Source organism: Allohahella sp. A8, assembly GCF_047946665.1.
Taxonomy (GTDB): domain Bacteria; phylum Pseudomonadota; class Gammaproteobacteria; order Pseudomonadales; family Oleiphilaceae; genus Allohahella.
The window spans coordinates 3,253,943-3,276,830 of record NZ_CP172312.1; the positions used below are offsets into that span (position 1 = coordinate 3,253,943).

The following is a 22,888-nucleotide window of genomic DNA, read 5'->3' on the forward strand; positions in this document are numbered from 1 at the left end:
TAATCGCGCGCGCGCCGATCTGCGCCCGTCCAGTTCGCCACTCGCCTTAAGCCAATCCAGAAGGATAACGCAAATGAGCTTCATGAATGAATTCAAGGACTTTGCCATGCGTGGCAATGTCGTCGATCTCGCCATCGGTATAATTATCGGCGCCGCATTCGGGAAAATCGTCGCCTCACTCGTCGCAGATATCATCATGCCGCCGATAGGCATTCTGGTCGGTGGCGTCGACTTCAGCGATCTTGCATTTACCTTGCAGGCGGCTTCAGAAGGCGCTGACGCGGTAGTGATACGCTACGGACTTTTCCTCCAGACTGTTTTCAATTTCCTAATTGTGGCATTTGCGGTGTTCATGCTCGTGAAGGCCCTCAACAACATGAAGAAAAAAGAAGTCCAGGCGGTGAAAAAGCCTGTCGAAAAGAGCAGTCAGGAGCTGTTGCTCGAGGAAATCCGTGACGCCATCAAAGCAGGCCATCAATCATCTGCGCCAGGCAATCATCCATAAGAAGGACAACCCCCCCGACTAAGGGAAGCCCCACTGAGCAATGCAATACGAGACAAAGGGTCAATTGGTCGTGAGGCAGTACCGGGTATCGTAAACAAAAAAAAGATGACCATCTCTGGTCATCTTTTCGAACTCAGACTATCTGACTTACTCGTTATCTAGAACGGGATATCATCGTCAAAGTCATCGCTGTGATCAGGACCACTCGCCGTCTGTGGCTGTGGCCTGCTCTGTGCGCCAGACTTCTGACCGGCAGAAGCATAGCCACCAGCCGATGAGCCACCACGTTGCGAGTCCTGCGGGCCGGAATATTCAGGGCTGGAGTCACCCCAGCTACTGCCTGACCCACCAGAGTCACCCATGCCCTTGCTATCGAGCATCTGCATTTCGTTGGCCACGATATCCGTAGAATATCGATCCTGACCGCTCTGGTCCTGCCACTTACGAGTCTGAAGCTTGCCTTCGATGTAAACCTTGCTGCCTTTCTTCAGATACTGGCTGGCAATTTCGGCCAGACGACCGAACATCGAAACACGGTGCCACTCGGTCTTGGAGACCATTTCACCGCTCTGCTTGTCTTTGTAGCTCTCATCGGTCGCTAGCGCCAGATTGGTAACCGCCTGCCCCGATGGAAGATAACGAGTGTCGGGATCCTTCCCCAGGTTACCGATCAAAATTACCTTATTTATACCTCTCGCCATTTCTGACTCCTTTTCAAGATTCGCTAGTTCGCCCCTTCGATCACGCTTCGTGACTACCCAGGGTAAATTGATCGAGCGCGCGCCTGTCGAGCCGACTCTTGTCAATCTTCAGGTACGCCAGCTGATCTTCCATGATCAGCGTCACATCAGTCACACCGTTCACAGCCAGCAAAGACTCCTGCAAGCCGTCGATCTGATCTTCAGTGAAGCGGCGCAAGGATATCACAGAGGTTTGGGTAGCTGGTGGATTTTTCATACCCAAAGTGAACAAAAACCACACACAGGCCAGGGCGGAAATTGCATAGAAAGCGAGCTCAGGACGGCCCGTATTCAAGAGCACGCCTCCGAGTACACCGCCCAGAAAGGCGCCGCCAAACTGACAGCTCGCAAATACACCCATAGCCGTGCCACGCTGGCCCGCGGGCGCCAGACGACTGAGCATCGAAGGCAGACTGGCCTCCATGAAGTTGAAGCCAGCAAAAAAAAGCGCGAGAGCGATACAGCTTATGAGAACCGAGGCCTGGAACAATCCGAGCACCAGCATGCCCACGATCAGAGTCAGCACCGCCACACGAAAGACCAAAGGTAACTGCCGCTGTTTCTCTGCATAGATAAGGCCGGGCACCATCAGTGCGAAGCCTATTGCCATCAGACCAAGGTAAACCCAACCGTGATCTTCCACCGGCAGCGCCCATTGGTTCTTCAGCACCATGGGCAGACTGACAAAGAGCATTGTCAACGACAGGTGCAGCAACAGCACGCTCACATCAAGGCGTAACAGCGCAGGGTCCTTCAATACTTTCCGCAAGTCGTCCTTTATGAAGGCGACATCACGGGAGGTACGATGGCGCTGAATAATGATGGTCGGCATACGCATGACCAGGAGCATACCCAACGCACCAAGCACTGCGGTAATCAGGAAGATGAGGTAAAGTCCACCTAAGCTGGCCAGAATAGGTCCGGCGATGAGTGCCACCCCAAACGACAGCCCGATCGTCATGCCGACGGTAGCCATTGCCTTGGATCGGTTATCCTCTCGTGTTGCATCGGCAAGATAGGCCATCAGCACGCTGGCAATTGCACCTGCCCCCTGAAGGAAACGCCCAGCAATCATCAGGTATATGGACTCGCTGAACGCGGCGAGCAAAGATCCCATGACGAACAAGCCTAAGCCTGTCAGCATCAGCGGCTTTCGCCCAAAACGGTCTGAGAGCGCTCCGAAAGGAACCTGAAGCAAGGCCTGGCTCAGACCATATATGCCTATAGCCACGCCTATGAGTACAGGTGTAGCGCCAGCCAGTTCACCCGAATACAGGGTGAAAACCGGCAACACCATGAAGAGGCCCAGCATGCGCATCGCATAGAGAAGTGACACGTTGCCGACTGCGTAACGTTCACTGGAGTTCACATGTAATCCTCAAAAGATGACTCTATAGCGAGCGTCGGGACGTGGCGACCCAAGTAAACCCGACTACGGAAAGCCGCGTAGTCTAACATCAGTGTCAGCCAGGTTGCAGCTGTCCACACAGCCAGGCCCAGCATCAAGCCCCCGAGCACATTAGGTCAGCTCGCTTGAAGACTGTATACTGTCCGGCTCTCAAATTTTCTGCTGATAATGGTAATTATGGATAAGATCGTCATCCGTGGCGCACGCACCCACAATCTCAAGAATATCGATCTCACACTGCCACGAGACAAGTTGATCGTTATCACAGGGCTCTCCGGCTCAGGCAAGAGCTCGCTCGCGTTCGACACGCTGTACGCAGAAGGGCAACGACGATATGTTGAGTCGCTGTCGACCTATGCGAGACAGTTCCTTTCGATGATGGAAAAACCCGATGTCGACCATATCGAGGGCCTCTCTCCTGCCATTTCCATAGAGCAGAAATCGACATCACACAATCCACGTTCGACCGTCGGTACCATTACGGAAATCTACGATTACCTGAGACTCCTCTTCGCCCGGGTAGGTGAACCGCGTTGTCCACAACACGGCGAGAAGCTCGAAGCTCAGTCGATAAGTCAGATGGTCGATCAGCTCCTTGCGCTCCCACAAGACAGCCGCTGGATGATCCTCGCGCCGATCGTGAGAAACCGAAAGGGAGAGCACGCCAATATCTTCGATAACCTGCGAGCTCAGGGCTTCATCCGGGCCCGCGTCGATGGTCGAGTCTACGAGCTCGACGACCTCCCTGATCTGGATAAGAAGAAAAAGCACACAATCGAAGTTGTGATCGACCGATTCAAGATCAAAGAGGATATCGGCACGCGACTTGCCGAGTCTTTAGAAACCTGTCTTCAATTGTCTGAAGGCATAGCGCTTGCGGCACCCATGGCTGAAAGCGGTTCTCGGGACACGAGCGATCTACCAGAGGAGCTGATATTTTCTTCGCTCTTCGCCTGCCCAGTCTGCGGCTATAGTATGAGCGAGCTTGAGCCTCGCATTTTCTCTTTTAACAATCCTGCCGGCGCCTGCCCGTCATGTGACGGCCTGGGCGTGCGCCAGTTCTTCGATCCCGACAAGGTTGTTGAGAGAGCGGGTGTCTCACTACCTGAGGGCGCGATTCGCGGCTGGGACAGACGAAGCGTTTTCTATTACCAGATGCTGCAGGGGCTGGCCGATCATTACGGCGTATCGATCGAGGTCGCCTTCGAAGACCTGCCGGAAGACTTCCGCAATGTCGTACTCAAAGGATCTGGCAAAGAGGTCATCGGCTTCAAGTATATCAACAGCCGTGGCGATGCGGTGCTCAGACAGCATCCATTCGAGGGCGTCATTCCCAACATCGAGCGCCGATACCGGGAAACTGACTCCCAAATGGTGAGGGACGACTTAGCGAAACTCCTAACCCAGACCAAGTGCCCGGAGTGCGGCGGCAGCCGGCTCAAGGAAGCATCGCGCAACGTTTTCATCGAGGAGTTAACCTTACCTGATATCAGTCGAATGGCAATCGGCGAGGCTGACACCTTCTTTGCTGGCCTCAAGTTACCGGGTCGAAAAGGCGAAATAGCCGAAAAGATCAGCAAGGAGATTCAGCTGCGCCTTCGATTTCTCGTGAACGTGGGGCTCGATTATCTGACCCTCAATCGAAGCGCAGAAACGCTGTCTGGCGGCGAAGCTCAACGCATTCGCCTGGCCAGCCAGATTGGCGCAGGACTCGTCGGCGTCATGTACGTTCTGGACGAGCCTTCTATCGGCCTGCACCAGCGCGATAATGCCCGCCTGTTAGAGACGCTGACCCATCTGAGAGATCTTGGTAACACTGTTATCGTGGTCGAACATGATGAGGATGCCATTCGGCTCGCCGATCACGTATTAGATATCGGCCCAGGGGCCGGAGTCCACGGTGGCGAAGTTGTTGCTCAAGGCACTGTCGAGGAAATCATGGCAGTCAAGGAGTCGGTCACCGGCCAGTTCCTGACCGGCACTCGAAAAATTCATATTCCAGAGCAGCGCGTAAGAAAAGATGAGGAGAAAATTCTTCGAGTTACGAAAGCTTCAGGCAATAACCTCAACGACGTCACCCTTGAAATACCCGTTGGACTTTTTACGTGCATAACGGGTGTCTCAGGATCAGGCAAATCTACGCTAATAAATGGAACGCTCTACCCACTGGCCGCTACTGCCCTCAATAACGCAACCACCTTGGTCGCCGCTGCACATGACCAGATCGAAGGCCTGGACCACTTCGATAAGGTAATCGATATCGATCAAAGCCCAATTGGACGAACACCACGCTCAAATCCAGCGACCTACACCGGGATTTTTACACCCATTCGGGAGCTCTTTTCCAACACACCAGAAGCTCGATCCAGAGGCTATAAACCCGGCCGTTTCAGCTTTAACGTCAAGGGCGGCCGCTGCGAAACCTGCCAAGGCGATGGTCTGATCAAGGTTGAAATGCACTTCCTGCCGGACATCCACGTGCCGTGCGATGTTTGCAAAGGCAAGCGATACAACCGCGAGACCCTTGAGATCAAATACAAGGGCTTATCGATTCACGGGGTTCTCGAACTGACGATCGAAGAAGCGCTGCCGTTTTTCGACGCTATTCCAGCCGTTGCCAAGCGCCTTCAGACGCTGATAGATGTTGGTCTGTCCTACATTCGCCTCGGCCAAAGCGCAGTCACCCTGTCCGGCGGCGAAGCGCAACGGGTGAAGCTCTCCCGGGAGCTCAGCAAACGCGATACTGGCAAAACACTTTATATTCTTGATGAGCCCACCACAGGCCTTCACTTTCACGATATTGAACAGCTGTTAGGAGTACTGCACCGACTACGCGATCACGGCAACAGCATCGTTGTAATCGAACATAACCTCGACGTCATAAAGACGGCAGACTGGATTGTTGACCTGGGCCCCGAAGGAGGGATTAGAGGCGGCAACATTATCGCCGAAGGCACGCCAGAGGATGTGGCAGCCAACCCCAACAGCTTCACCGGCACTTTCCTAGCGCCTTTACTGGAACGCTAGGCTAGGAGCTGGGGCTGGAAGCCAAGAACCAGGACATAAAAAAGCCTCGAATATCGAGGCTTTTTATTTAACGACCGCTTAAAACAGCGGTTAAACATATGAACAAGCTATTCAGCATCAGCCTGTTCTGGCTTCTCAGCACTTGCTGGCTTTTCTTTAGCCGGCCTGTCGACCAACTCGATATATGCCATGGGAGCGGAGTCGCCTGGACGGAAGCCACACTTCAGAATTCTAGTATAGCCACCAGGACGGGCCTGATACCGCGGTCCAATCTCATTGAAGAGCTTGGTTACGGCATCTCGGCTTCTCAGGCGATTAAACGCCAGACGCCGGTTTGCAACGCTATCCTTCTTGGCAAGCGTTATGAAAGGCTCCGCAAAGCTTCTGAGCTCTTTAGCCTTTGGCAATGTAGTCCTGATGAGCTCGTGCTCAAGGAGGGACACTGTCATATTCTTGAACATGCTCTTCTGATGAGCACTAGTGCGACTGAATTTACGGCCGCTGTTACGATGACGCATGGTAAATAACCTTTAATTACACAGAGCGGAGTAACCGCTCATTAAGCTCCAAGAACCCGATCGTCACCACGCAAACTTGCGGGTGGCCAGTTGTCTAATCTCATGCCGAGCGAAAGACCGCGTGACGCAAGGACATCCTTGATCTCGGTGAGCGACTTCTTACCAAGATTAGGTGTCTTCAACAACTCGACTTCAGTACGCTGAATCAGGTCGCCAATGTAGTAAATATTTTCAGCTTTGAGACAGTTTGCTGAACGAACCGTTAATTCAAGGTCATCAACAGGACGAAGCAGAATTGGATCAATTTCTTCCTGCTCTTCAACCTTCTGCGGCTCAGACTGCTGGTCGAAATCAACAAATACTGCCAACTGTTGCTGCAGGATCGTTGCTGCCCTACGAATGGCTTCCTCAGGCTCAATAGTGCCATTGGTCTCCAAATCGATAACGAGCTTGTCTAAGTCAGTACGCTGTTCAACCCGTGCCCGCTCTACTGTGTAGCTCACACGGCGAATCGGACTGAATGAAGCATCCAACTGCAGCTTACCTATTGCTCGCGTCTCATCATCACCAGAGCGCCGCTGGTCTGATGGCTCATAGCCACGACCTTTAGCGATCTTGAGCTTCATATCTACACTGCCACCCGAATTAAGGTTACAAATAACCAAGTCCGGATTAGCAATCTCAACATCATGATCAAGATTGATGTCAGCCGCAGTTACTACTCCAGCGCCTGATTTCTTCAAAGTAACCGTCGCCTCTTCACGCGTGTGCATGATGATAGCCAAGTTCTTAAGGTTCAACAGGATCTCGATTACATCTTCCTGTACGCCCTCAATAGAGCTGTACTCATGGAGCACACCGCTCATCTCGACTTCAACAACAGCTGCGCCTGGCATTGAGGACAACAGGATACGGCGCAGAGCACTACCGAGCGTGTGTCCGAAACCACGTTCGAGTGGCTCCAGCACAACCTTCGCAGTGCGACTCGCAACCTGGTTGACCTCAATGCTACGTGGCGTTAAAAATTCATTAACTGAATTCTGCATGTATGCCTCTAGTAAGTTAATAGCCAGGGCAGCTGAACTACCCACCGCAAAATACGGGACCTATTTCGAGTACAGCTCGACGATAAGATTTTCATTTATCTCGGCTGAAAGGTCTGTTCGTTCCGGTGTCGACTTAAAGATACCGGTTAGCTTACCAGAATCGACGTCCAACCAACTTACTTCTCCACGGTTGCCAGACAGCTGCATGGCACCCTTGATTCTCAGCTGGTTCCTGGACTTCTCACGAACGCTGATAATGTCGCCAGGCTTTACCTGATAAGACGGGATATTTACCTGCTTGTCATTAACCAAAATCGACTTATGCGATACAAGCTGACGCGATTCTGCGCGAGTCGAGCCGAAACCCATACGGTAAACGACATTATCCAGACGAGACTCCAACAACTGAAGCAGATTCTCACCGGTCGCACCTTTCTGACGGGCCGCAGTATGATAATAGTTGCGGAACTGCTTCTCGAGCACACCGTAGATACGACGAACCTTTTGCTTTTCACGCAGCTGAATGCCGTAGTCTGAAAGACGGCTTCTACGAGCACCGTGCTGACCAGGCGCGGTTTCCATATTGCATTTGCTGTCGAGAGCTCTAACGCCACTCTTCAGAAAAAGGTCGGTGCCTTCACGACGGGAAAGCTTACACTTTGGGCCAATATAGCGGGCCATTCGAAATCTCCTTTGCTCTTAGACTCGACGACGCTTAGGCGGTCTACAGCCATTGTGCGGTATGGGTGTCACGTCAACGATGCTACTAATTTTGTAGCCAATTGCATTCAGGGCTCGAATAGCCGACTCACGACCAGGACCAGGTCCTTTCACCATGACGTCGAGATTCTTCAGGCCGTATTCAGAAGCCGCGTTACCGGCTCTTTCAGCTGCTACCTGCGCAGCAAAAGGCGTGCTCTTACGCGAGCCACGAAAACCTGATCCGCCAGCTGTTGCCCAACTAAGTGCATTGCCTTGGCGATCTGTGATGGTAACAATAGTATTGTTGAATGACGCATGTATGTGCGCCACACCATCGACGACGGTCTTTTTTACCTTCTTACGGGTACGTGTACCTGGTTTTGCCATCTCTAAATTCCAGTTGCTTTACTTGCGAATCGGCTTGCGAGGACCCTTACGAGTTCGCGCATTGGTCTTGGTTCGCTGACCACGAACGGGCAGGCCATGACGATGGCGAATGCCACGAAATGCACCAAGATCCTTCAACCGCTTAATGTTCATCTGCACTTCACGACGCAAGTCACCTTCTACAGCAAACTTCGCAATCTCATTTCTGAGATTGTCTAGCTGCTCCGGAGACAAGTCTCCGATCTTAGTAGACGTGCCAACGCCAGTGCTGACGCACAGTTTCTGTGCTGTTGTCTTACCGATACCATAGATATAGGTAAGCGAGATAACAGCATGCTTATTGTCCGGTATGTTCACACCTGCAATACGCGCCATTGCAATACTCCACATACGCGCCGAAGCGCTGTGCTTAAAAATCAGGGCGCGAAATCATAGCGCCCCTTGATGCCTAATACAAGAAAAACCTAGCCTTGTTTCTGTTTGTGGCGCGGTTCAGCGCTACAGATAACCATCACGGCGCCATTGCGTCGGATGATCTTACAGTTACGGCAGACCTTCTTGACCGAAGCCCGTACTTTCATTGAAACCTCCTTCTGGAACAATACTCATCGTTCCCGAGAGGGAACCTAATCTCTGACCGAGTTAACGCGGAGCGCCACTTCGACCGTAACTTTTCAGATTCGACTTCTTCATGACTGACTCGTATTGATGAGACATCAAGTGAGATTGAACCTGGGCCATAAAATCCATAACAACCACAACAACGATCAGCAGTGAGGTGCCACCAAAGTAGAACGGCACGTTAGCCGCGATGATCAAGAACTGAGGCATCAACGACACAGCCGCTATGTAAAGAGCGCCGAACATTGTCAACCTAGTCAGAACGCCGTCTATATATCGAGCGGTTTGATCACCAGGCCTGATCCCAGGAACGAAAGCTCCAGAGCGCTTCAGATTGTCAGCAACTTCTTTCGGGTTATACATCAGCGCTGTATAGAAGAAGCAGAAAAAGATCACGGCAATCGCGAACAGCACAATATACAAAGGTTGGCTAGGCGCGAGCAGCTGTGAAAACACCTGCAACCACTCCATACCTTCACTCTGACCAAACCACTGACCTATAGAAGCTGGAAACAGCAGGATACTTGAAGCAAAAATCGGTGGGATGACTCCAGCCATATTTACTTTCAAAGGCAGATGGCTGCTTTGCTGTGCGTAAACTTTCCGTCCCTGCTGCCGCCGAGCATAGTTTATCGTGATTCTACGCTGTCCCCTTTCAACGAAAACGATAAATCCGACAATTGCTATTGCGAAAACAGCGATACCGATCAGGGTTAGCACGTTTAGCTCACCCAGCCTGGCCTGTTCGAAGGTCTGACCAATAGCTGATGGGAGACCCGCAACGATGCCAGCGAAGATCAGCAACGATATGCCATTGCCTATTCCGCGCTCGGTGATCTGCTCTCCTAACCACATCAGAAAAACTGCACCTGACACAAACGTGATGACAGCTACAACGTAGAACCCGATGTCCACAGTGAACGTGACACCCTGATTCGCCAAGCCTATGGACATCCCTATAGCCTGGATCGTGGCCAGAACTACGGTACCATAACGCGTATATTGGCTAATCTTTCGTCTACCTGCCTCACCCTCTTTCTTCAACGCTTCAAGTGAAGGCGTCACCACAGTGAGCAACTGCATGATGATCGATGCCGAAATATACGGCATGATCCCAAGCGCAAAAATACTCATCCGCTCAAGTGCACCGCCGGAAAACATATTGAACAAGCTCAATATGGTTCCTTGGTTTTGATCGAACAGCGCAGCAAGTCGGTCCGGATTTATACCCGGAACTGGTATGTGCGCTCCAATTCGATATACCACTAATGCGAGGAAGACAAACAAAAGACGGGATTTAAGCTCTGCAAATCCTTTATTTGCCCCTGCGGGTAACGCGTTCAAATTAGCCATTTACGCCTCGATCGAACCACCTGCAGACCGGATCGCTTCCGCAGCGCCCTTGGTCACTTTAAGACCCTTAATGACTACAGCTCGCGAAATCTCACCAGAAAGAATCACCTTAACCTGCTGCGCTTGCTCGCCAACCAGGCCAGCCGCCTTCAACACGGCAAGATCCACGGTACCGTCAGCCAAGCCGTTGATTTCGTGCAAACGCACTTCCTCAGAAAATCGACCGATTCGCGAAGAGAAGCCGAACTTTGGAAGCCGACGCTGCAGGGGCTGCTGACCGCCTTCAAAACCAGGCTTCACGCCTCCGCCACTTCGGGCCTTGATACCTTTATGACCGCGTCCGCATGTCTTGCCGAGCCCGCTACCGATGCCACGACCAACTCGCTTACGAGCTTCACGTGCACCCTCACCTGGACTAAGAGTATTCATCTTCATGCTACACACCTTCAACTTTCAGCAGATACTGGACTTTATTGATCATGCCACGTACTGCGGGAGTATCTTCCACCTCAACCGAGTGGTTGATCTTTCTGAGGCCGAGACCTTTTACACATGCTCTATGATTCGGCAAGGTGCCAATCACACTTCTTATCAAAGTGACCTTTACTTTACTCATTGGGCTCACCTGTAATTTCTTCAAGCGACTTGCCACGACGGGCAGCAATATCCTCTGGGCTCTGCATAGTCTTGAGACCATTGAAAGTCGCACGGATAACGTTTACCGGATTCGTCGAGCCATAGCACTTCGCCAGAACGTTTTGAACACCAGCCACTTCGAGGACGGCGCGCATGGCACCGCCGGCGATAATACCGGTACCTTCTGAAGCAGGCTGCATGTACACCTTTGATGCGCCATGACGCGCTTTCACAGGATACTGGATGGTTGTACCATCGAGAGAAACGTTGATCATGTTCTTTCTAGCCGCATCCATAGCCTTCTGGATCGCAGCAGGTACTTCACGCGCCTTGCCACGTCCAAATCCAACCTTGCCTTGACCATCGCCTACAACCGTCAATGCTGTAAAACCAAAGATGCGACCACCCTTAACAACCTTGGCAACTCGGTTAACTTGTACCAGCTTTTCCTGGAGCTCAGGTGACTTTTGATCATTTGCCGACATAATTTACCCCTTAGAATTCCAAGCCGTTTTCTCTGGCTGCATCTGCCAGAGCTTTAACGCGACCGTGATATCTGAAACCAGATCGGTCGAAAGCGACTTTAGTAATGCCGGCAGACTTAGCACGTTCGGCAATCAATGCCCCAACTTTAGTCGCGGCGTCTATGTTGCCAGTGCTGCCTGAACGTAACTCCTTATCGAGCGTAGACGCAGAAACAAGCACCCGACTACCATCAGATGTTAACACCTGAGCGTAGATATGCCGCGGCGTCCGATTAACACTCAGGCGTTCTACTTTAAGCTCTCTAATTTTGAAACGCGTCTTCTTCGCACGACGCAAACGAGATGTTTTTTTATCAATCATGACTGCGCCCTACTTCTTCTTAGCTTCCTTAATTGCAACTCTCTCACCAGCGTAACGCACACCCTTGCCCTTGTATGGCTCTGGTGCACGCAGCGCTCTGATCTCAGCTGCAACCTGTCCAATCTTCTGCTTGTCTATACCTTTCAACAAGATTTCAGTCTGCGTCGGCGTCTCAGCAGAAATGCCGTCAGGCAACTGATAGTCGATCGGATGACTATATCCGAGTGAAAGTCCAAGCACGTTACCTTTTGCCTGCGCCTTGTAACCAACGCCTACAAGCTCAAGCTTTCGCTCAAAGCCTTGTGACACGCCTGTTACCATATTATTTACAAGCGAACGCATTGTACCGGCGAGTGCGCGAGATTGCTTCGCTGAATTCGCAGAAGCAAAAATTAACTGATCACCCTCATGCTTTACATCAACAATATGATGAAGAGTGAGCTCCAGCTGCCCTTTGCTACCTTTTATGGCAACATTACTATTATCAATCGTGACAGTAACACCGGAAGGAATCTGTACAGGATTGTTTGCAACTCTAGACATACTATTCTCCTAGAATACAGTACAGATTATTTCACCACCGATACCAGCTGCCCGAGCAGCTCTATCCGTCATGATACCTTTCGAAGTTGAGACGACCGAAACACCGAGCCCAGCATTCACTTTCGGCAACTCGTCGGCTGCTCGATATTGTCTGAGACCAGGGCGACTAACGCGCTTGATCGTTTCGATAACCGGCTTGCCTTCGAAGTACTTCAGCTCGATGTTAAGCACTGGTTTAATGTCGCCTTCTACAGTGAATTCGGCGACGAAGCCTTCATCCTGGAGCACCTTTGCCAAAGCAAGCTTCATCTTGGATGAGGGCATGCTAACCGATGACTTTTCTGCCATCTGGGCATTACGAATTCGCGTTAACATATCCGCGATAGGATCTTGAATACTCATTACTAACTCCGCGTTTGAGTTGTGCAGCTAAAAGCTTACCAACGTTTCCCGACTACCAGCTTGCCTTGGTCAGACCGGGCACATCTCCGCGCATGGCTGCTTCTCGAAGCTTGATGCGTGACAATTTAAACTTCCTCAAAACTGCATGAGGACGACCAGTCATCTGACAGCGGCGCTGAATCCGAACAGGTGAAGAATCCCTCGGTAGCTTCTGAAGCTGCTTTTGGGCTTCCCACTTCTGATCGTCAGAAGACTCTGGACTACTGATAGTGTCTTTTAGCGCCGCACGCTTCGCAGCATACTTTGCAACGGTCTTTTCACGCTTCAGCTCACGCTGAATCATACTTTTCTTAGCCATCAGCAAATTACCTATTTTCTGAACGGAAAACTGAACGCATTGAGCAAAGCTCTGCCTTCTTCATCCGTCTTAGCTGTTGTAGTAATCGTGATATCAAGGCCACGGACTTTATCGATCTTGTCGTACTCGATTTCGGGGAAAATAATCTGCTCTTTTACACCCATAGAGTAGTTGCCCCGACCGTCGAACGACTTCGGATTTAACCCTCGAAAGTCGCGTACGCGTGGAATTGAAATATCAACCAAGCGCTCAAGAAACTCCCACATACGGTCATTTCTCAGCGTCACTTTGCAGCCGATAGGCATGCCTTGACGAATTTTGAATCCTGCCACCGATTTACGAGCATTTGTGATGACAACTTTCTGACCCGCGATCTTCTCAAGTTCAGCTGCAGCAATTTCAACCTGCTTTTTGTCACCAACGCCTTCGCCGACACCCATGTTCAGTGTGATCTTCTTAACGCGGGGCACTTCCATGACATTTTTGTACGACATTTCTTTCATCAATGCCGGTACAACCTGGTCACGATAGACTTCCTGATACCTAGCCATGTGTTCGCTCTCTAACTCTTCAGCTCTTGCTGATCGGATTTGAAGATGCGGACCTTCTTGCCGTCATCGAGTATTTTGAAGCCTACGCGATCCGCTTTTCCTGTTGCACTATTGAAGGCAGCAACGTTCGAAGCCTGTATAGGGGCTTCCTTTTCAACTATGCCACCCGCAACGCCGAGGTTTGGATTCGGCTTTGTGTGTTTCTTGATCATGTTAACGCCAGAGACCACGACACGACCATCAGCTTGGACAGCTCTGACAGTTCCCCGCTTACCCTTATCTTTACCCGCGATAACAATCACTTCATCATTTTTTCTTAACTTTTTCATTGCGACCCCTACAAAACTTCTGGAGCGAGAGAGATGATCTTCATGAACTTCTCACCCCTAAGCTCTCGTGTTACAGGCCCAAAAATTCGCGTACCGATTGGCTCTTCCTTTTGATTCAGAAGAACTGCAGCATTGCCGTCGAATCGAATAATAGAGCCATCTGGACGACGAACACCTTTACGTGTGCGAACGACAACCGCCTTTAATACCTGACCTTTCTTGACTTTGCCTCGCGGAATCGCCTCTTTGACGGTTACCTTGATGACATCGCCAATCCTGGCATAGCGACGGTGCGAGCCGCCTAATACCTTAATACACATGACTCGACGGGCACCGCTGTTGTCGGCTACGTCCAGCTCACTTTCTGTCTGAATCATTGGACTACTCCAAAACCTTAGTTAAGACGCTTAGACCCGCTTCGCGCGCTCGAGCACCTGTACAAGCCGCCAAGATTTATTCTTGGATATTGGCCTGGACTCTTGAATCTGAACCACATCACCGATGTGGCATTCATTCTGCTCATCATGTGCCTGTAGCTTTGTTGAACGCTTAACATACTTGCCGTAAAGAGGATGCTTGACCTTGCGCTCAATAAGTACAACGACAGACTTATCCATCTTGTCGCTGACGACCCTGCCAGTCTCTGTACGAACTGTCTTCTCTGCCGCAGCCATCATTTACCTGCCTTCTGATGTATAACTGTTTTGACCTGAGCGATGCTCTTACGAGTTTCGCGAAGCAAATGTGTCTGGGCGAGTTGGCCAGTTGACTTCTTCATCCGAAGGTTGAACTGGTCTTTAAGGAGCTCCATAAGCTTCCCTTGTAACTCTTCCTGAGACAAATCTTTCAGTTCTGCTATTTTCATGTCTACATCACCGTTCTGGTAACGAAGGTCGTCGCGATCGGCAGCTTGGCTGCAGCGAGGGTAAACGCCTCTCTTGCAAGATCTTCTGACACGCCTTCCATTTCATACAGGACTCTACCAGGCTGAATTTCAGCGACCCAGTATTCTACTGCACCCTTACCCTTACCCATTCTCACTTCAAGCGGCTTCTTGCTGATTGGCTTGTCTGGGAAAATACGAATCCAGATTTTGCCGCCTCGCTTGATTTTTCGAGTAATGGTTCGTCGGGCCGCCTCAATCTGACGAGAAGTTATTCGGCCACGTGCCGTAGCTTTCAGACCGTATTCACCAAAACTGACCTTGGCACCACGTGTAGCAAGACCAGTATTACGGCCTTTAAACATTTTTCTGAATTTAGTACGTTTGGGCTGCAGCATGTTATGCCCTCTCTTGTTTGGAAGACTTCTTACCGGCTGCCGCTGCTTCTGCACGAATCTGGGCTATACCGCCTAGAATTTCGCCTTTGAAGATCCAGACTTTCACACCGATAACACCATAGGTGGTATGTGCTTCATGGGTTGCGTAATCGATATCAGCTCTCAAGGTATGGAGAGGCACACGACCTTCTCTATACCATTCTGTACGAGCAATCTCAGCACCACCGAGACGGCCTCCGACCTGAATCTTTATGCCCTTCGCACCCTGACGCATAGCATTCTGCACAGCACGCTTCATGGCGCGACGAAACATTACGCGTCGCTCAAGCTGGCTCGCCACACCGGCGGCAACAAGTTTCGCATCCAGATCTGGCTTGCGAATTTCTTCGATATTCAGATGAACGGGAACGCCCATCAAAGCGCCAATTTCTGAGCGCAGCTTATCTACGTCCTCACCCTTCTTACCAATCACGATACCTGGGCGGGCAGTGTGAATGGTAATTTTGGCATTTTGAGCAGGTCGCTCAATAATGATCTTGCTCACAGAAGCTCTTTCAAGCTTCTTCATGAGGTACTCACGAACACGAATGTCAGTAAGCAGATTATCAGCGTAGTGCTTCTTGTCTGCGTACCAAACCGAATTATGCTCTTTAACGATTCCGAGTCGGATACCGACTGGATGAACTTTCTGTCCCATTTTCGTCTAAGCCTCCGCGACCTTGATAGTGATGTGGCAGGTACGCTTAAGAATACGATCTGCACGTCCTTTGGCCCGAGGCTTAATTCGCTTCATAACTGGGCCTTCATCAACAAACACCGTTGATACTTTCAGCTCATCCACATCAAGCCCCTCGTTGTGCTCAGCGTTTGCTATCGCTGACTCGAGAACCTTTTTAACGATATGCGCTGCCTTTTTCGGGCTAAACGTAAGCACGTCTAACGCCTCTTCAACACCCTTTCCTCTGATCAGATCAGCCACCAAACGGGCTTTCTGAGCAGAGAGGCGGGCGCCTGCTAATTTAGCTGCTACTTCCACCATCCTTCTCCTCTACCGTTTGGCTTTCTTGTCTGCCACGTGGCCTTTGAAGGTGCGTGTGGCAGAAAATTCGCCCAATTTATGCCCGACCATATCTTCGGTTACATACACTGGAACATGTTGCCGGCCGTTGTGAACAGCTATCGTCAAGCCAACCATTTCCGGGAAGATGGTTGAGCGACGTGACCAGGTCTTGATCGGTTTTTTATCTTTAGTTTCATTAGCCGCTTCAACCTTCTTAAGCAAATGCAGGTCGATGAACGGTCCTTTCTTCAATGAACGTGGCACGATTTAACTCCTACTTTGCTTTACGGCTGCGGATAATCATCTTATCCGTACGCTTGTTCTTTCTGGTCTTGTATCCCTTAGTAGGCACGCCCCATGGGGTTACTGGGTGCTTACCAAAGTTACGTCCCTCACCACCACCGTGTGGGTGGTCAACCGGGTTCATGACCGTACCGCGCACTGTCGGGCGAACGCCAATCCAACGCTTCGCACCAGCCTTGCCGTAAACCTTCAGGTTATGCTCGGAGTTACAAACTTCCCCTAGAGTAGCCCGGCACTCAGACAGCACCTTGCGCATTTCGCCTGACTTCAGACGAAGGGTTGCGTAAACACCCTCTCTCGCGACCACCTGCGCTGATGTACCAGCACTGCGGATCATCTGAGCACCCTTGCCAGGCTTCAGCTCAATACAATGCACAACGCTACCAACGGGAATGTTGCGGAGCGGCAAACAACTACCCGACCGAATCGGTGCATCTTCACCATTCTGAATGGTATCGCCCGCTTTTAGCCCCTTACTGGCAACAATGTACCGCTTGTCACCATCAGCGTAAGCTACCAAAGCAATATGCGCTGATCGATTCGGATCATACTCAAGCCGCTCGACGACCGCGGGAACACCATCTTTATTGCGCTTAAAATCAATAACGCGATAGAGACGCTTATGACCACCGCCCTGGTGCCGCACAGTTATGCGCCCAGTATTATTACGGCCACCTTTCTTGGTGAGCGTTTCAGTCAACCTGGCTACAGGTGCACCTTTATGGAGATCGTGATTAACCACTTTAACCACATGACGCCGACCAGCCGACGTCGGCTTAGTTTTTAGAACTGGCATATAAACCCCTTATTCGACGTCAGCGAATTCAATTGTCTGCCCTTCAGCAAGGCGAACATAAGCCTTTCTGACAGCTGACTTCTTTCCAATACCACGAGCCGTCCGCTTGGTCTTACCCTTGATGGTAACGACCTGAACAGCCTTAACTGAAACTTTAAACAACGCCTCCACTGCCTGCCTTACCTCAGCCTTGGTAGCATCGGGTGCAATCTTGAAGGTAACCTGGTTGTTAAGTTCAGCGATACGGGTGGCCTTCTCCGAAACATGAGGACCAAGCAGCACCTTATACAATCTTTCGCGAATCATCCCAGCATCTCCTCTATCTTCTTGATCGCCGATACCGTGACGACGACCTTTTCGCAGTTAATGAGGCTCACCGGGTCAATTCCTTGCGCATCGCAGACATAGATACGCGGTATATTGCGCGAAGCAAGATACAACTTTTCATCCATTTCTTCGGTGATAATCAAAGCGTTGCTGATACCCATATTCTGAAGCTTCTCAGCAAACTGCTTAGTCTTGTGCGTATCAGGCGAAACCGACTCAACAACAAGCAGACGATCCTGCCGAACAAGCTCAGACAAAATAGCCTGCATTGCAGCTCGGTACATCTTCTTGTTAACTTTCTGACTGTGGTCGCGCGGCCGGGCTGCGAATGTAACGCCACCCCCTCGCCAGATAGGACTACGGATTGTACCAGCTCGGGCACGACCAGTACCTTTTTGCCGCCACGGCTTCTTACCGCCACCGCTAACATCTGATCGCGTCTTCTGAGCCTTTGTACCTTGACGTGCTCCCGCCAAGTAAGCGGTAACTACCTGATGAACCAGATCCTGGTTAAATTCTCTACCGAAAGCCTGGTCGGATACGGCAAGCGCTTCTGCGCCTTGAACATTCAATTGCATCTGCGCCCCCTATCCCTTCTTGTTGACTGCTTTAACAGCAGGCTTAACAATAACGTTACTACCGACAGCACCGGGCACGGAGCCCGACACGAGTAACAAGTTACGCTCCTCGTCAACTCGAGCCACTGTAAGACTCTGGACAGTAATTTGCTTATTACCAAGCTGTCCGGCCATTTTCTTTCCCTTGAAGACCTTTCCAGGAGACTGGTTTTGACCAATCGATCCAGGAGCACGGTGAGAAAGTGAGTTGCCGTGCGTAGCGTCCTGCATGGAGAAGTTCCAGCGCTTAATAACGCCAGCGAAACCCTTGCCCTTGGAAACGCCAGTCACGTCCACGGATTGGCCAGGCGCAAAAATCGACACGCGAACTTCATCACCGGCGCTGAAGCCTGAGATCTCTTCGGAGCTAATGCGGAACTCATCAAAACGCGCTGCGGGCTCCACGCCAGTTTTGGCGAAGATACCTGCCTCGGGCTTATTGAGCCGAGAAGGCTTCTTTGAACCAGAAGCCACTTGAACTGCCGTGTAACCATCAACTTCCAGGGACTTCACCTGGGTGATGACATTCTTCGACACTTCGATGACAGTAACGGCTGTCGCCGTACCGTCTTCCAGAAACAAACGAGTCATGCCAACCTTACGGCCGACTAAACCAATTGCCATTTTTCACCTCTTAGTGTACGGGGCTAACCCTCTATGGCCACAATATGTGTTACACCAATGAAGCGGGATATTGCTATCCCTATCTATTAACCGAGACTGATTTGAACATCAACTCCGGCCGCAAGATCTAACTTCATCAGCGCGTCTACGGTCTTTTCCGTAGGCTCGACAATATCGAGCAATCTTTTATGTGTTCGTATTTCGTATTGATCTCGCGCATCTTTGTTGACGTGCGGCGAAATAAGAATCGTGAATCTCTCGTGCTTCGTTGGCAACGGGATTGGGCCGCGAACTTGCGCTCCAGTCCTTTTAGCCGTATCGACAATTTCCTGAGTAGATTGATCAATCAGGCGATAGTCGAAAGCCTTGAGTCGAATTCTGATCGTTTGGCTTTGCATTTGTACTCTCCGACACAATAGGCAGGCATCCACCCATCGAAAAAGGAGCCGCATTGTAAGCGCGGCTTTTCACACTGTCAACCTGATTCCTGCAGGAAGTCATCAGTCAGGTCTAATAAAAAAGGGGGCCAAGCCCCCTTTCAGTTGCGTACCGATCCTAAAGTTTATTCAATAACCTTAGAAACAACGCCCGCGCCTACGGTCCTGCCACCTTCACGAATCGCAAAGCGCAGACCGTCTTCCATCGCAATTGGATGAATGAGACTGACCTTCATCTTGACGTTGTCGCCAGGCATTACCATTTCAACACCTTCAGGCAGCTCACAGCTTCCAGTCACGTCCGTAGTACGGAAGTAGAACTGTGGGCGGTAGCCTTTGAAGAATGGCGTGTGACGACCACCTTCATCCTTACTCAGGACATACACTTCACACTCAAACACTGTGTGCGGCAGGATAGTGCCCGGCTTACACAGAACCTGACCACGCTCTACGTCGTCACGCTTGGTACCACGCAGCAGTACACCAACGTTCTCGCCAGCACGACCTTCGTCGAGCAGCTTACGGAACATCTCGACACCGGTGCAGGTAGTCTTGGTGGTATCACGGATACCGACAATCTCAAGCTCCTCACCAACCTTGATAACGCCGCGCTCAACTCGACCAGTCACGACAGTACCGCGACCAGAGATTGAGAATACGTCTTCGATAGGCATCAGGAACGCCTTGTCGATAGCACGCTCTGGCTCAGGGATGTAAGAGTCCAGCGTCTCAACCAGCTTCTTGACCGCTGTGGTACCGATACCGTTATCATCTTTGCCTTCAAGCGCCATCAGCGCAGAACCAACAATGATCGGCGTATCATCACCTGGGAATTCGTATGCACTCAGCAGATCACGAACTTCCATTTCGACGAGCTCGAGGAGCTCTTCGTCATCAACCATATCCGCCTTGTTCAGGAACACGACGATGTATGGTACGCCAACCTGACGCGCCAGCAGGATGTGCTCACGGGTCTGCGGCATTGGACCATCGGCCGCCGAGCAAACCAGAATCGCACCGTCCATCTGTGCCGCACCAGTGATCATGTTCTTGACATAATCGGCGTGACCTGGACAGTCGACGTGCGCGTAGTGACGCAGCTCTGACTGATACTCAACATGCGAAGTTGCGATCGTGATACCACGAGCCTTCTCTTCAGGCGCCTTGTCGATCTGGTCGAACGCCGAAACGTCACCACCCCATACCTCAGCGCAAACTCGTGTCAACGCAGCGGTCAGTGTCGTCTTACCGTGGTCAACGTGCCCTATCGTGCCCACGTTAACGTGAGGCTTAGTCCGATCAAATTTTGCTTTTCCCACTTTTAATTCCTCTTTAGTTTTTGTGACGAGCCAGCCAGTTAAAATTACGTGCGAGCGCTAATGATGACTTTAGCGACGTTAGCAGGCGCTTCGCAGTACCGGCTAAATTCCATCGTATAAGTTGCACGACCTTGCGTTGCTGAACGAAGGTCAGTTGCGTAGCCGAACATTTCCGCAAGCGGAACCTCAGCGTCGATAATCTTGCCGCTATGTATGTCTTCCATGCCATGAATAACGCCACGCCGGCGATTTAAATCGCCGACCACGTCGCCCATATTATCTTCTGGCGCGACCACTTCAACCTTCATTACAGGCTCGAGGAGCACGGCGCCACCATGATCGCGCAAATCCCGCGCAGCCAGACTGCCTGCTATACGAAAGGCCATCTCATTACTATCTACATCGTGATAACTGCCGTCAAATAATGTAGCTTTCAGACCGAGCAGCGGATAGCCGGCGATGATACCGTTTTGCATCTGTTCCGCAATACCCTTTTCAACCGCAGGAATATATTCCTTCGGCACTACACCACCAGCAATCTCATTCACAAAGCAGAGACCATCATCATCAGATGGCTCGAAACGGATCCATACATGTCCGTATTGACCCTTACCACCTGTCTGCCTGACGAACTTGCCTTCGATTTCACAGATACGCGTTATAGCCTCTCGATAAGCAACCTGAGGCTTACCAATATTGGCCTCGACACCATACTCTCTTCGCATCCGATCAACGATGATATCAAGATGCAATTCGCCCATACCTGATATGATGATTTGACCAGTTTCTTCGTCGGTCTTTACTCGGAAAGATGGATCCTCTTGCGCAAGACGAGCCAGAGCAACACCCATTTTATCTTCGTCCGCCTTCGACCTGGGCTCGACAGCAACTGAGATTACCGGATCTGGAAAATCCATGCGCTCAAGCGTAATCTGATTATCAAAGTCCGAAAGCGTATCGCCAGTCGTAACATCTTTCAAACCAATCAAGGCCGCAATATCGCCTGCACGAACCTCAGCTATCTCTTCACGATTGTTGGAGTGCATCTGCACCATCCGACCTACACGCTCGCGCTTGGTCTTGACCGTATTGAAAACGGTAGCGCCCGACTTCAAAACACCGGAATACACGCGCACAAACGTCAACGTTCCAACATAGGAATCGCTAGCGATTTTAAAAGCGAGCGCGCTAAATGGCGCATCATCATCTGCAGCTCGCGCCCCAGCAGTTCCATCCGCCAGGACGCCCTCGATAGGCTTAACCTCTGTCGGGGCGGGCAGATAATCAACTACCGCATCGAGCACAGCCTGCACACCTTTGTTCTTGAACGCCGAACCACCTAAAACCGGCACAATTTCATTGGCAAGCGTGCGCGCGCGTATGCCTTCTTTTATCTCTGCCTCAGTGAGGTCACCACCTTCAAGATACTTTTCCATCAGACGATCGCCCGACTCGGCGGCCGCCTCTACAACTCGCTCCCGCATCTCTGCACAGATCTCGATCAGATCCTCCGGCACATCGTGGTAGTCGAAGGTTAACCCCTGATCCGCCTCGTTCCAGATTATCGCTCTCATTTTGATGAGATCGACGACGCCCCGAAAATCTTCTTCCGAACCAATAGTCATCTGCAGAGGTATAGGGGTTGCGCCAAGCCGAGACTCGAGCTGCGCCACGACGCGCTCAAAGTCCGCACCGGTGCGATCCATCTTGTTGACGAACACCAGACGGGGAACGTGATATTTGTTGGCTTGACGCCAGACGGTTTCGGTCTGGGGCTGAACGCCCGAAGAGCCACAAAGAACAACCACCGCACCATCAAGAACTCTGAGACTGCGCTCTACTTCAATTGTGAAGTCAACGTGACCAGGCGTGTCGATAATATTGATGCGATGCTCATCAAACTGAGCCTGCATACCACGCCAGAAGCAGGTAGTAGCAGCAGAGGTGATCGTGATACCTCGCTCCTGCTCCTGCTCCATCCAATCCATGGTCGCAGCACCATCGTGAACTTCACCCATCTTGTGTGAAAGACCGGTATAAAAAAGCACACGTTCGGTGGTAGTCGTTTTACCGGCATCTACGTGAGCGCAGATCCCGATATTACGATAGTTCGCAATCGGTGTTTTACGCGCCAAAGTAGACTCCGTTAAGC

General features: G+C 51.1%; 34 protein-coding genes. 2 read left to right on the forward strand and 32 right to left on the reverse strand.

The features are described from left to right. Nucleotides 1–73 precede the first annotated feature (73 nt). Nucleotides 74–505 (forward strand): large-conductance mechanosensitive channel protein MscL, encoded by a 432-nt coding sequence (gene mscL / locus ACH3PB_RS14575; RefSeq protein ID WP_416396040.1) that lies wholly within the window; start codon nucleotides 74–76, stop codon nucleotides 503–505. Nucleotides 506–663: 158 nt separating this feature from the next. Here mscL and ssb read toward each other — a convergent pair whose 3' ends face one another. Next, on the reverse strand, nucleotides 664–1,206 hold the full coding sequence (gene ssb / locus ACH3PB_RS14580) for a single-stranded DNA-binding protein (RefSeq protein WP_416396042.1): 543 nt from the start codon (nucleotides 1,204–1,206) through the stop codon (nucleotides 664–666). A gap of 40 nt (nucleotides 1,207–1,246) precedes the next feature. Continuing rightward, nucleotides 1,247–2,614: an MFS transporter gene (locus ACH3PB_RS14585; RefSeq protein ID WP_416396044.1), complete on the reverse strand. Its 1,368-nt coding sequence runs from the start codon at nucleotides 2,612–2,614 to the stop codon at nucleotides 1,247–1,249. Between the two features lie 216 nt (nucleotides 2,615–2,830). Between ACH3PB_RS14585 and uvrA the strand changes: the two genes are divergently transcribed. Then, on the forward strand, nucleotides 2,831–5,680 hold the full coding sequence (uvrA, locus tag ACH3PB_RS14590; protein ID WP_416396046.1) for an excinuclease ABC subunit UvrA: 2,850 nt from the start codon (nucleotides 2,831–2,833) through the stop codon (nucleotides 5,678–5,680). 107 nt (nucleotides 5,681–5,787) lie between these two features. Here the strand turns inward: uvrA and rplQ are convergent, their stop codons facing one another. From rplQ to fusA, 30 genes are all read right to left on the reverse strand, one after another. Next, nucleotides 5,788–6,198: a 50S ribosomal protein L17 gene (gene rplQ / locus ACH3PB_RS14595; RefSeq protein ID WP_416396048.1), complete on the reverse strand. Its 411-nt coding sequence runs from the start codon at nucleotides 6,196–6,198 to the stop codon at nucleotides 5,788–5,790. Between the two features lie 41 nt (nucleotides 6,199–6,239). After that, a complete protein-coding gene (locus tag ACH3PB_RS14600; RefSeq protein WP_344808228.1) occupies nucleotides 6,240–7,244 on the reverse strand; it encodes a DNA-directed RNA polymerase subunit alpha in 1,005 nt (334 codons plus the stop codon). Nucleotides 7,245–7,304: 60 nt separating this feature from the next. Then, complete coding sequence (rpsD, locus tag ACH3PB_RS14605) at nucleotides 7,305–7,925, reverse strand: 30S ribosomal protein S4 (RefSeq protein WP_416396050.1); 621 nt, start codon at nucleotides 7,923–7,925, stop codon at nucleotides 7,305–7,307. Between the two features lie 18 nt (nucleotides 7,926–7,943). Continuing rightward, entirely contained in the window at nucleotides 7,944–8,333 is a 390-nt protein-coding gene (gene rpsK / locus ACH3PB_RS14610; protein WP_344808232.1) for a 30S ribosomal protein S11, read from the reverse strand. 18 nt (nucleotides 8,334–8,351) lie between these two features. After that, nucleotides 8,352–8,708 carry a 30S ribosomal protein S13 gene (gene rpsM, locus ACH3PB_RS14615; RefSeq protein WP_416396052.1) on the reverse strand — a complete coding sequence of 119 codons (357 nt, stop codon included), beginning with the start codon at nucleotides 8,706–8,708 and terminating at the stop codon, nucleotides 8,352–8,354. Between the two features lie 89 nt (nucleotides 8,709–8,797). Then, nucleotides 8,798–8,914 (reverse strand): 50S ribosomal protein L36, encoded by a 117-nt coding sequence (gene rpmJ, locus ACH3PB_RS14620; RefSeq protein WP_083921027.1) that lies wholly within the window; start codon nucleotides 8,912–8,914, stop codon nucleotides 8,798–8,800. 61 nt (nucleotides 8,915–8,975) lie between these two features. After that, nucleotides 8,976–10,307, reverse strand: coding sequence for a preprotein translocase subunit SecY (gene secY / locus ACH3PB_RS14625; protein ID WP_344808239.1), 1,332 nt, complete (start codon nucleotides 10,305–10,307; stop codon nucleotides 8,976–8,978). Continuing rightward, entirely contained in the window at nucleotides 10,308–10,742 is a 435-nt protein-coding gene (gene rplO, locus ACH3PB_RS14630) for a 50S ribosomal protein L15 (protein ID WP_416396055.1), read from the reverse strand. Nucleotide 10,743: 1 nt separating this feature from the next. Next, on the reverse strand, nucleotides 10,744–10,923 hold the full coding sequence (gene rpmD, locus ACH3PB_RS14635) for a 50S ribosomal protein L30 (RefSeq protein ID WP_416396057.1): 180 nt from the start codon (nucleotides 10,921–10,923) through the stop codon (nucleotides 10,744–10,746). Beyond that, nucleotides 10,916–11,428 (reverse strand): 30S ribosomal protein S5, encoded by a 513-nt coding sequence (gene rpsE / locus ACH3PB_RS14640; RefSeq protein WP_344808245.1) that lies wholly within the window; start codon nucleotides 11,426–11,428, stop codon nucleotides 10,916–10,918. Before rpsE ends, rpmD begins: the two co-directional genes overlap by 8 nt. 10 nt (nucleotides 11,429–11,438) lie before the next feature. Then, entirely contained in the window at nucleotides 11,439–11,789 is a 351-nt protein-coding gene (gene rplR / locus ACH3PB_RS14645) for a 50S ribosomal protein L18 (protein ID WP_344808247.1), read from the reverse strand. Nucleotides 11,790–11,798: 9 nt separating this feature from the next. Further along, a complete protein-coding gene (gene rplF, locus ACH3PB_RS14650) occupies nucleotides 11,799–12,332 on the reverse strand; it encodes a 50S ribosomal protein L6 (protein ID WP_416396059.1) in 534 nt (177 codons plus the stop codon). A gap of 9 nt (nucleotides 12,333–12,341) precedes the next feature. Continuing rightward, complete coding sequence (rpsH, locus tag ACH3PB_RS14655) at nucleotides 12,342–12,734, reverse strand: 30S ribosomal protein S8 (RefSeq protein ID WP_416396061.1); 393 nt, start codon at nucleotides 12,732–12,734, stop codon at nucleotides 12,342–12,344. Nucleotides 12,735–12,786: 52 nt separating this feature from the next. Beyond that, on the reverse strand, nucleotides 12,787–13,092 hold the full coding sequence (gene rpsN, locus ACH3PB_RS14660) for a 30S ribosomal protein S14 (RefSeq protein WP_416396063.1): 306 nt from the start codon (nucleotides 13,090–13,092) through the stop codon (nucleotides 12,787–12,789). Between the two features lie 11 nt (nucleotides 13,093–13,103). After that, nucleotides 13,104–13,643: a 50S ribosomal protein L5 gene (rplE, locus tag ACH3PB_RS14665; protein ID WP_416396065.1), complete on the reverse strand. Its 540-nt coding sequence runs from the start codon at nucleotides 13,641–13,643 to the stop codon at nucleotides 13,104–13,106. A gap of 11 nt (nucleotides 13,644–13,654) precedes the next feature. Further along, nucleotides 13,655–13,972 carry a 50S ribosomal protein L24 gene (rplX, locus tag ACH3PB_RS14670; protein WP_344808258.1) on the reverse strand — a complete coding sequence of 106 codons (318 nt, stop codon included), beginning with the start codon at nucleotides 13,970–13,972 and terminating at the stop codon, nucleotides 13,655–13,657. A gap of 8 nt (nucleotides 13,973–13,980) precedes the next feature. Further along, the gene (gene rplN, locus ACH3PB_RS14675) at nucleotides 13,981–14,349 is read right to left on the reverse strand and encodes a 50S ribosomal protein L14 (RefSeq protein ID WP_344808260.1); all 369 of its coding nucleotides are present in this window, start codon (nucleotides 14,347–14,349) and stop codon (nucleotides 13,981–13,983) included. 30 nt (nucleotides 14,350–14,379) lie between these two features. Further along, on the reverse strand, nucleotides 14,380–14,646 hold the full coding sequence (rpsQ, locus tag ACH3PB_RS14680) for a 30S ribosomal protein S17 (RefSeq protein ID WP_344808262.1): 267 nt from the start codon (nucleotides 14,644–14,646) through the stop codon (nucleotides 14,380–14,382). Then, nucleotides 14,646–14,837, reverse strand: a complete 192-nt coding sequence (rpmC, locus tag ACH3PB_RS14685) for a 50S ribosomal protein L29 (protein ID WP_416396066.1) — start codon at nucleotides 14,835–14,837, stop codon at nucleotides 14,646–14,648. Before rpmC ends, rpsQ begins: the two co-directional genes overlap by 1 nt. Nucleotides 14,838–14,839: 2 nt before the next feature. Further along, entirely contained in the window at nucleotides 14,840–15,253 is a 414-nt protein-coding gene (gene rplP, locus ACH3PB_RS14690; protein WP_416396068.1) for a 50S ribosomal protein L16, read from the reverse strand. 1 nt (nucleotide 15,254) lies between these two features. Continuing rightward, a complete protein-coding gene (gene rpsC / locus ACH3PB_RS14695; RefSeq protein ID WP_344808268.1) occupies nucleotides 15,255–15,950 on the reverse strand; it encodes a 30S ribosomal protein S3 in 696 nt (231 codons plus the stop codon). A gap of 6 nt (nucleotides 15,951–15,956) precedes the next feature. Continuing rightward, the gene (rplV, locus tag ACH3PB_RS14700) at nucleotides 15,957–16,289 is read right to left on the reverse strand and encodes a 50S ribosomal protein L22 (protein WP_344808298.1); all 333 of its coding nucleotides are present in this window, start codon (nucleotides 16,287–16,289) and stop codon (nucleotides 15,957–15,959) included. A gap of 12 nt (nucleotides 16,290–16,301) precedes the next feature. Then, on the reverse strand, nucleotides 16,302–16,577 hold the full coding sequence (rpsS, locus tag ACH3PB_RS14705) for a 30S ribosomal protein S19 (RefSeq protein WP_416396070.1): 276 nt from the start codon (nucleotides 16,575–16,577) through the stop codon (nucleotides 16,302–16,304). A gap of 10 nt (nucleotides 16,578–16,587) precedes the next feature. Further along, nucleotides 16,588–17,412, reverse strand: coding sequence for a 50S ribosomal protein L2 (gene rplB, locus ACH3PB_RS14710; RefSeq protein ID WP_344808272.1), 825 nt, complete (start codon nucleotides 17,410–17,412; stop codon nucleotides 16,588–16,590). A gap of 9 nt (nucleotides 17,413–17,421) precedes the next feature. Next, nucleotides 17,422–17,718 (reverse strand): 50S ribosomal protein L23, encoded by a 297-nt coding sequence (rplW, locus tag ACH3PB_RS14715; RefSeq protein WP_416396072.1) that lies wholly within the window; start codon nucleotides 17,716–17,718, stop codon nucleotides 17,422–17,424. Continuing rightward, nucleotides 17,715–18,317 carry a 50S ribosomal protein L4 gene (rplD, locus tag ACH3PB_RS14720; protein ID WP_416396074.1) on the reverse strand — a complete coding sequence of 201 codons (603 nt, stop codon included), beginning with the start codon at nucleotides 18,315–18,317 and terminating at the stop codon, nucleotides 17,715–17,717. Before rplD ends, rplW begins: the two co-directional genes overlap by 4 nt. 9 nt (nucleotides 18,318–18,326) lie before the next feature. After that, entirely contained in the window at nucleotides 18,327–18,980 is a 654-nt protein-coding gene (gene rplC, locus ACH3PB_RS14725) for a 50S ribosomal protein L3 (protein WP_416396076.1), read from the reverse strand. 86 nt (nucleotides 18,981–19,066) lie between these two features. Next, on the reverse strand, nucleotides 19,067–19,378 hold the full coding sequence (gene rpsJ, locus ACH3PB_RS14730; protein ID WP_344808280.1) for a 30S ribosomal protein S10: 312 nt from the start codon (nucleotides 19,376–19,378) through the stop codon (nucleotides 19,067–19,069). Between the two features lie 164 nt (nucleotides 19,379–19,542). Next, on the reverse strand, nucleotides 19,543–20,736 hold the full coding sequence (gene tuf, locus ACH3PB_RS14735) for an elongation factor Tu (RefSeq protein WP_416396078.1): 1,194 nt from the start codon (nucleotides 20,734–20,736) through the stop codon (nucleotides 19,543–19,545). Between the two features lie 44 nt (nucleotides 20,737–20,780). Next, a complete protein-coding gene (gene fusA / locus ACH3PB_RS14740; protein ID WP_416396080.1) occupies nucleotides 20,781–22,871 on the reverse strand; it encodes an elongation factor G in 2,091 nt (696 codons plus the stop codon). Nucleotides 22,872–22,888: the final 17 nt, after the last annotated feature.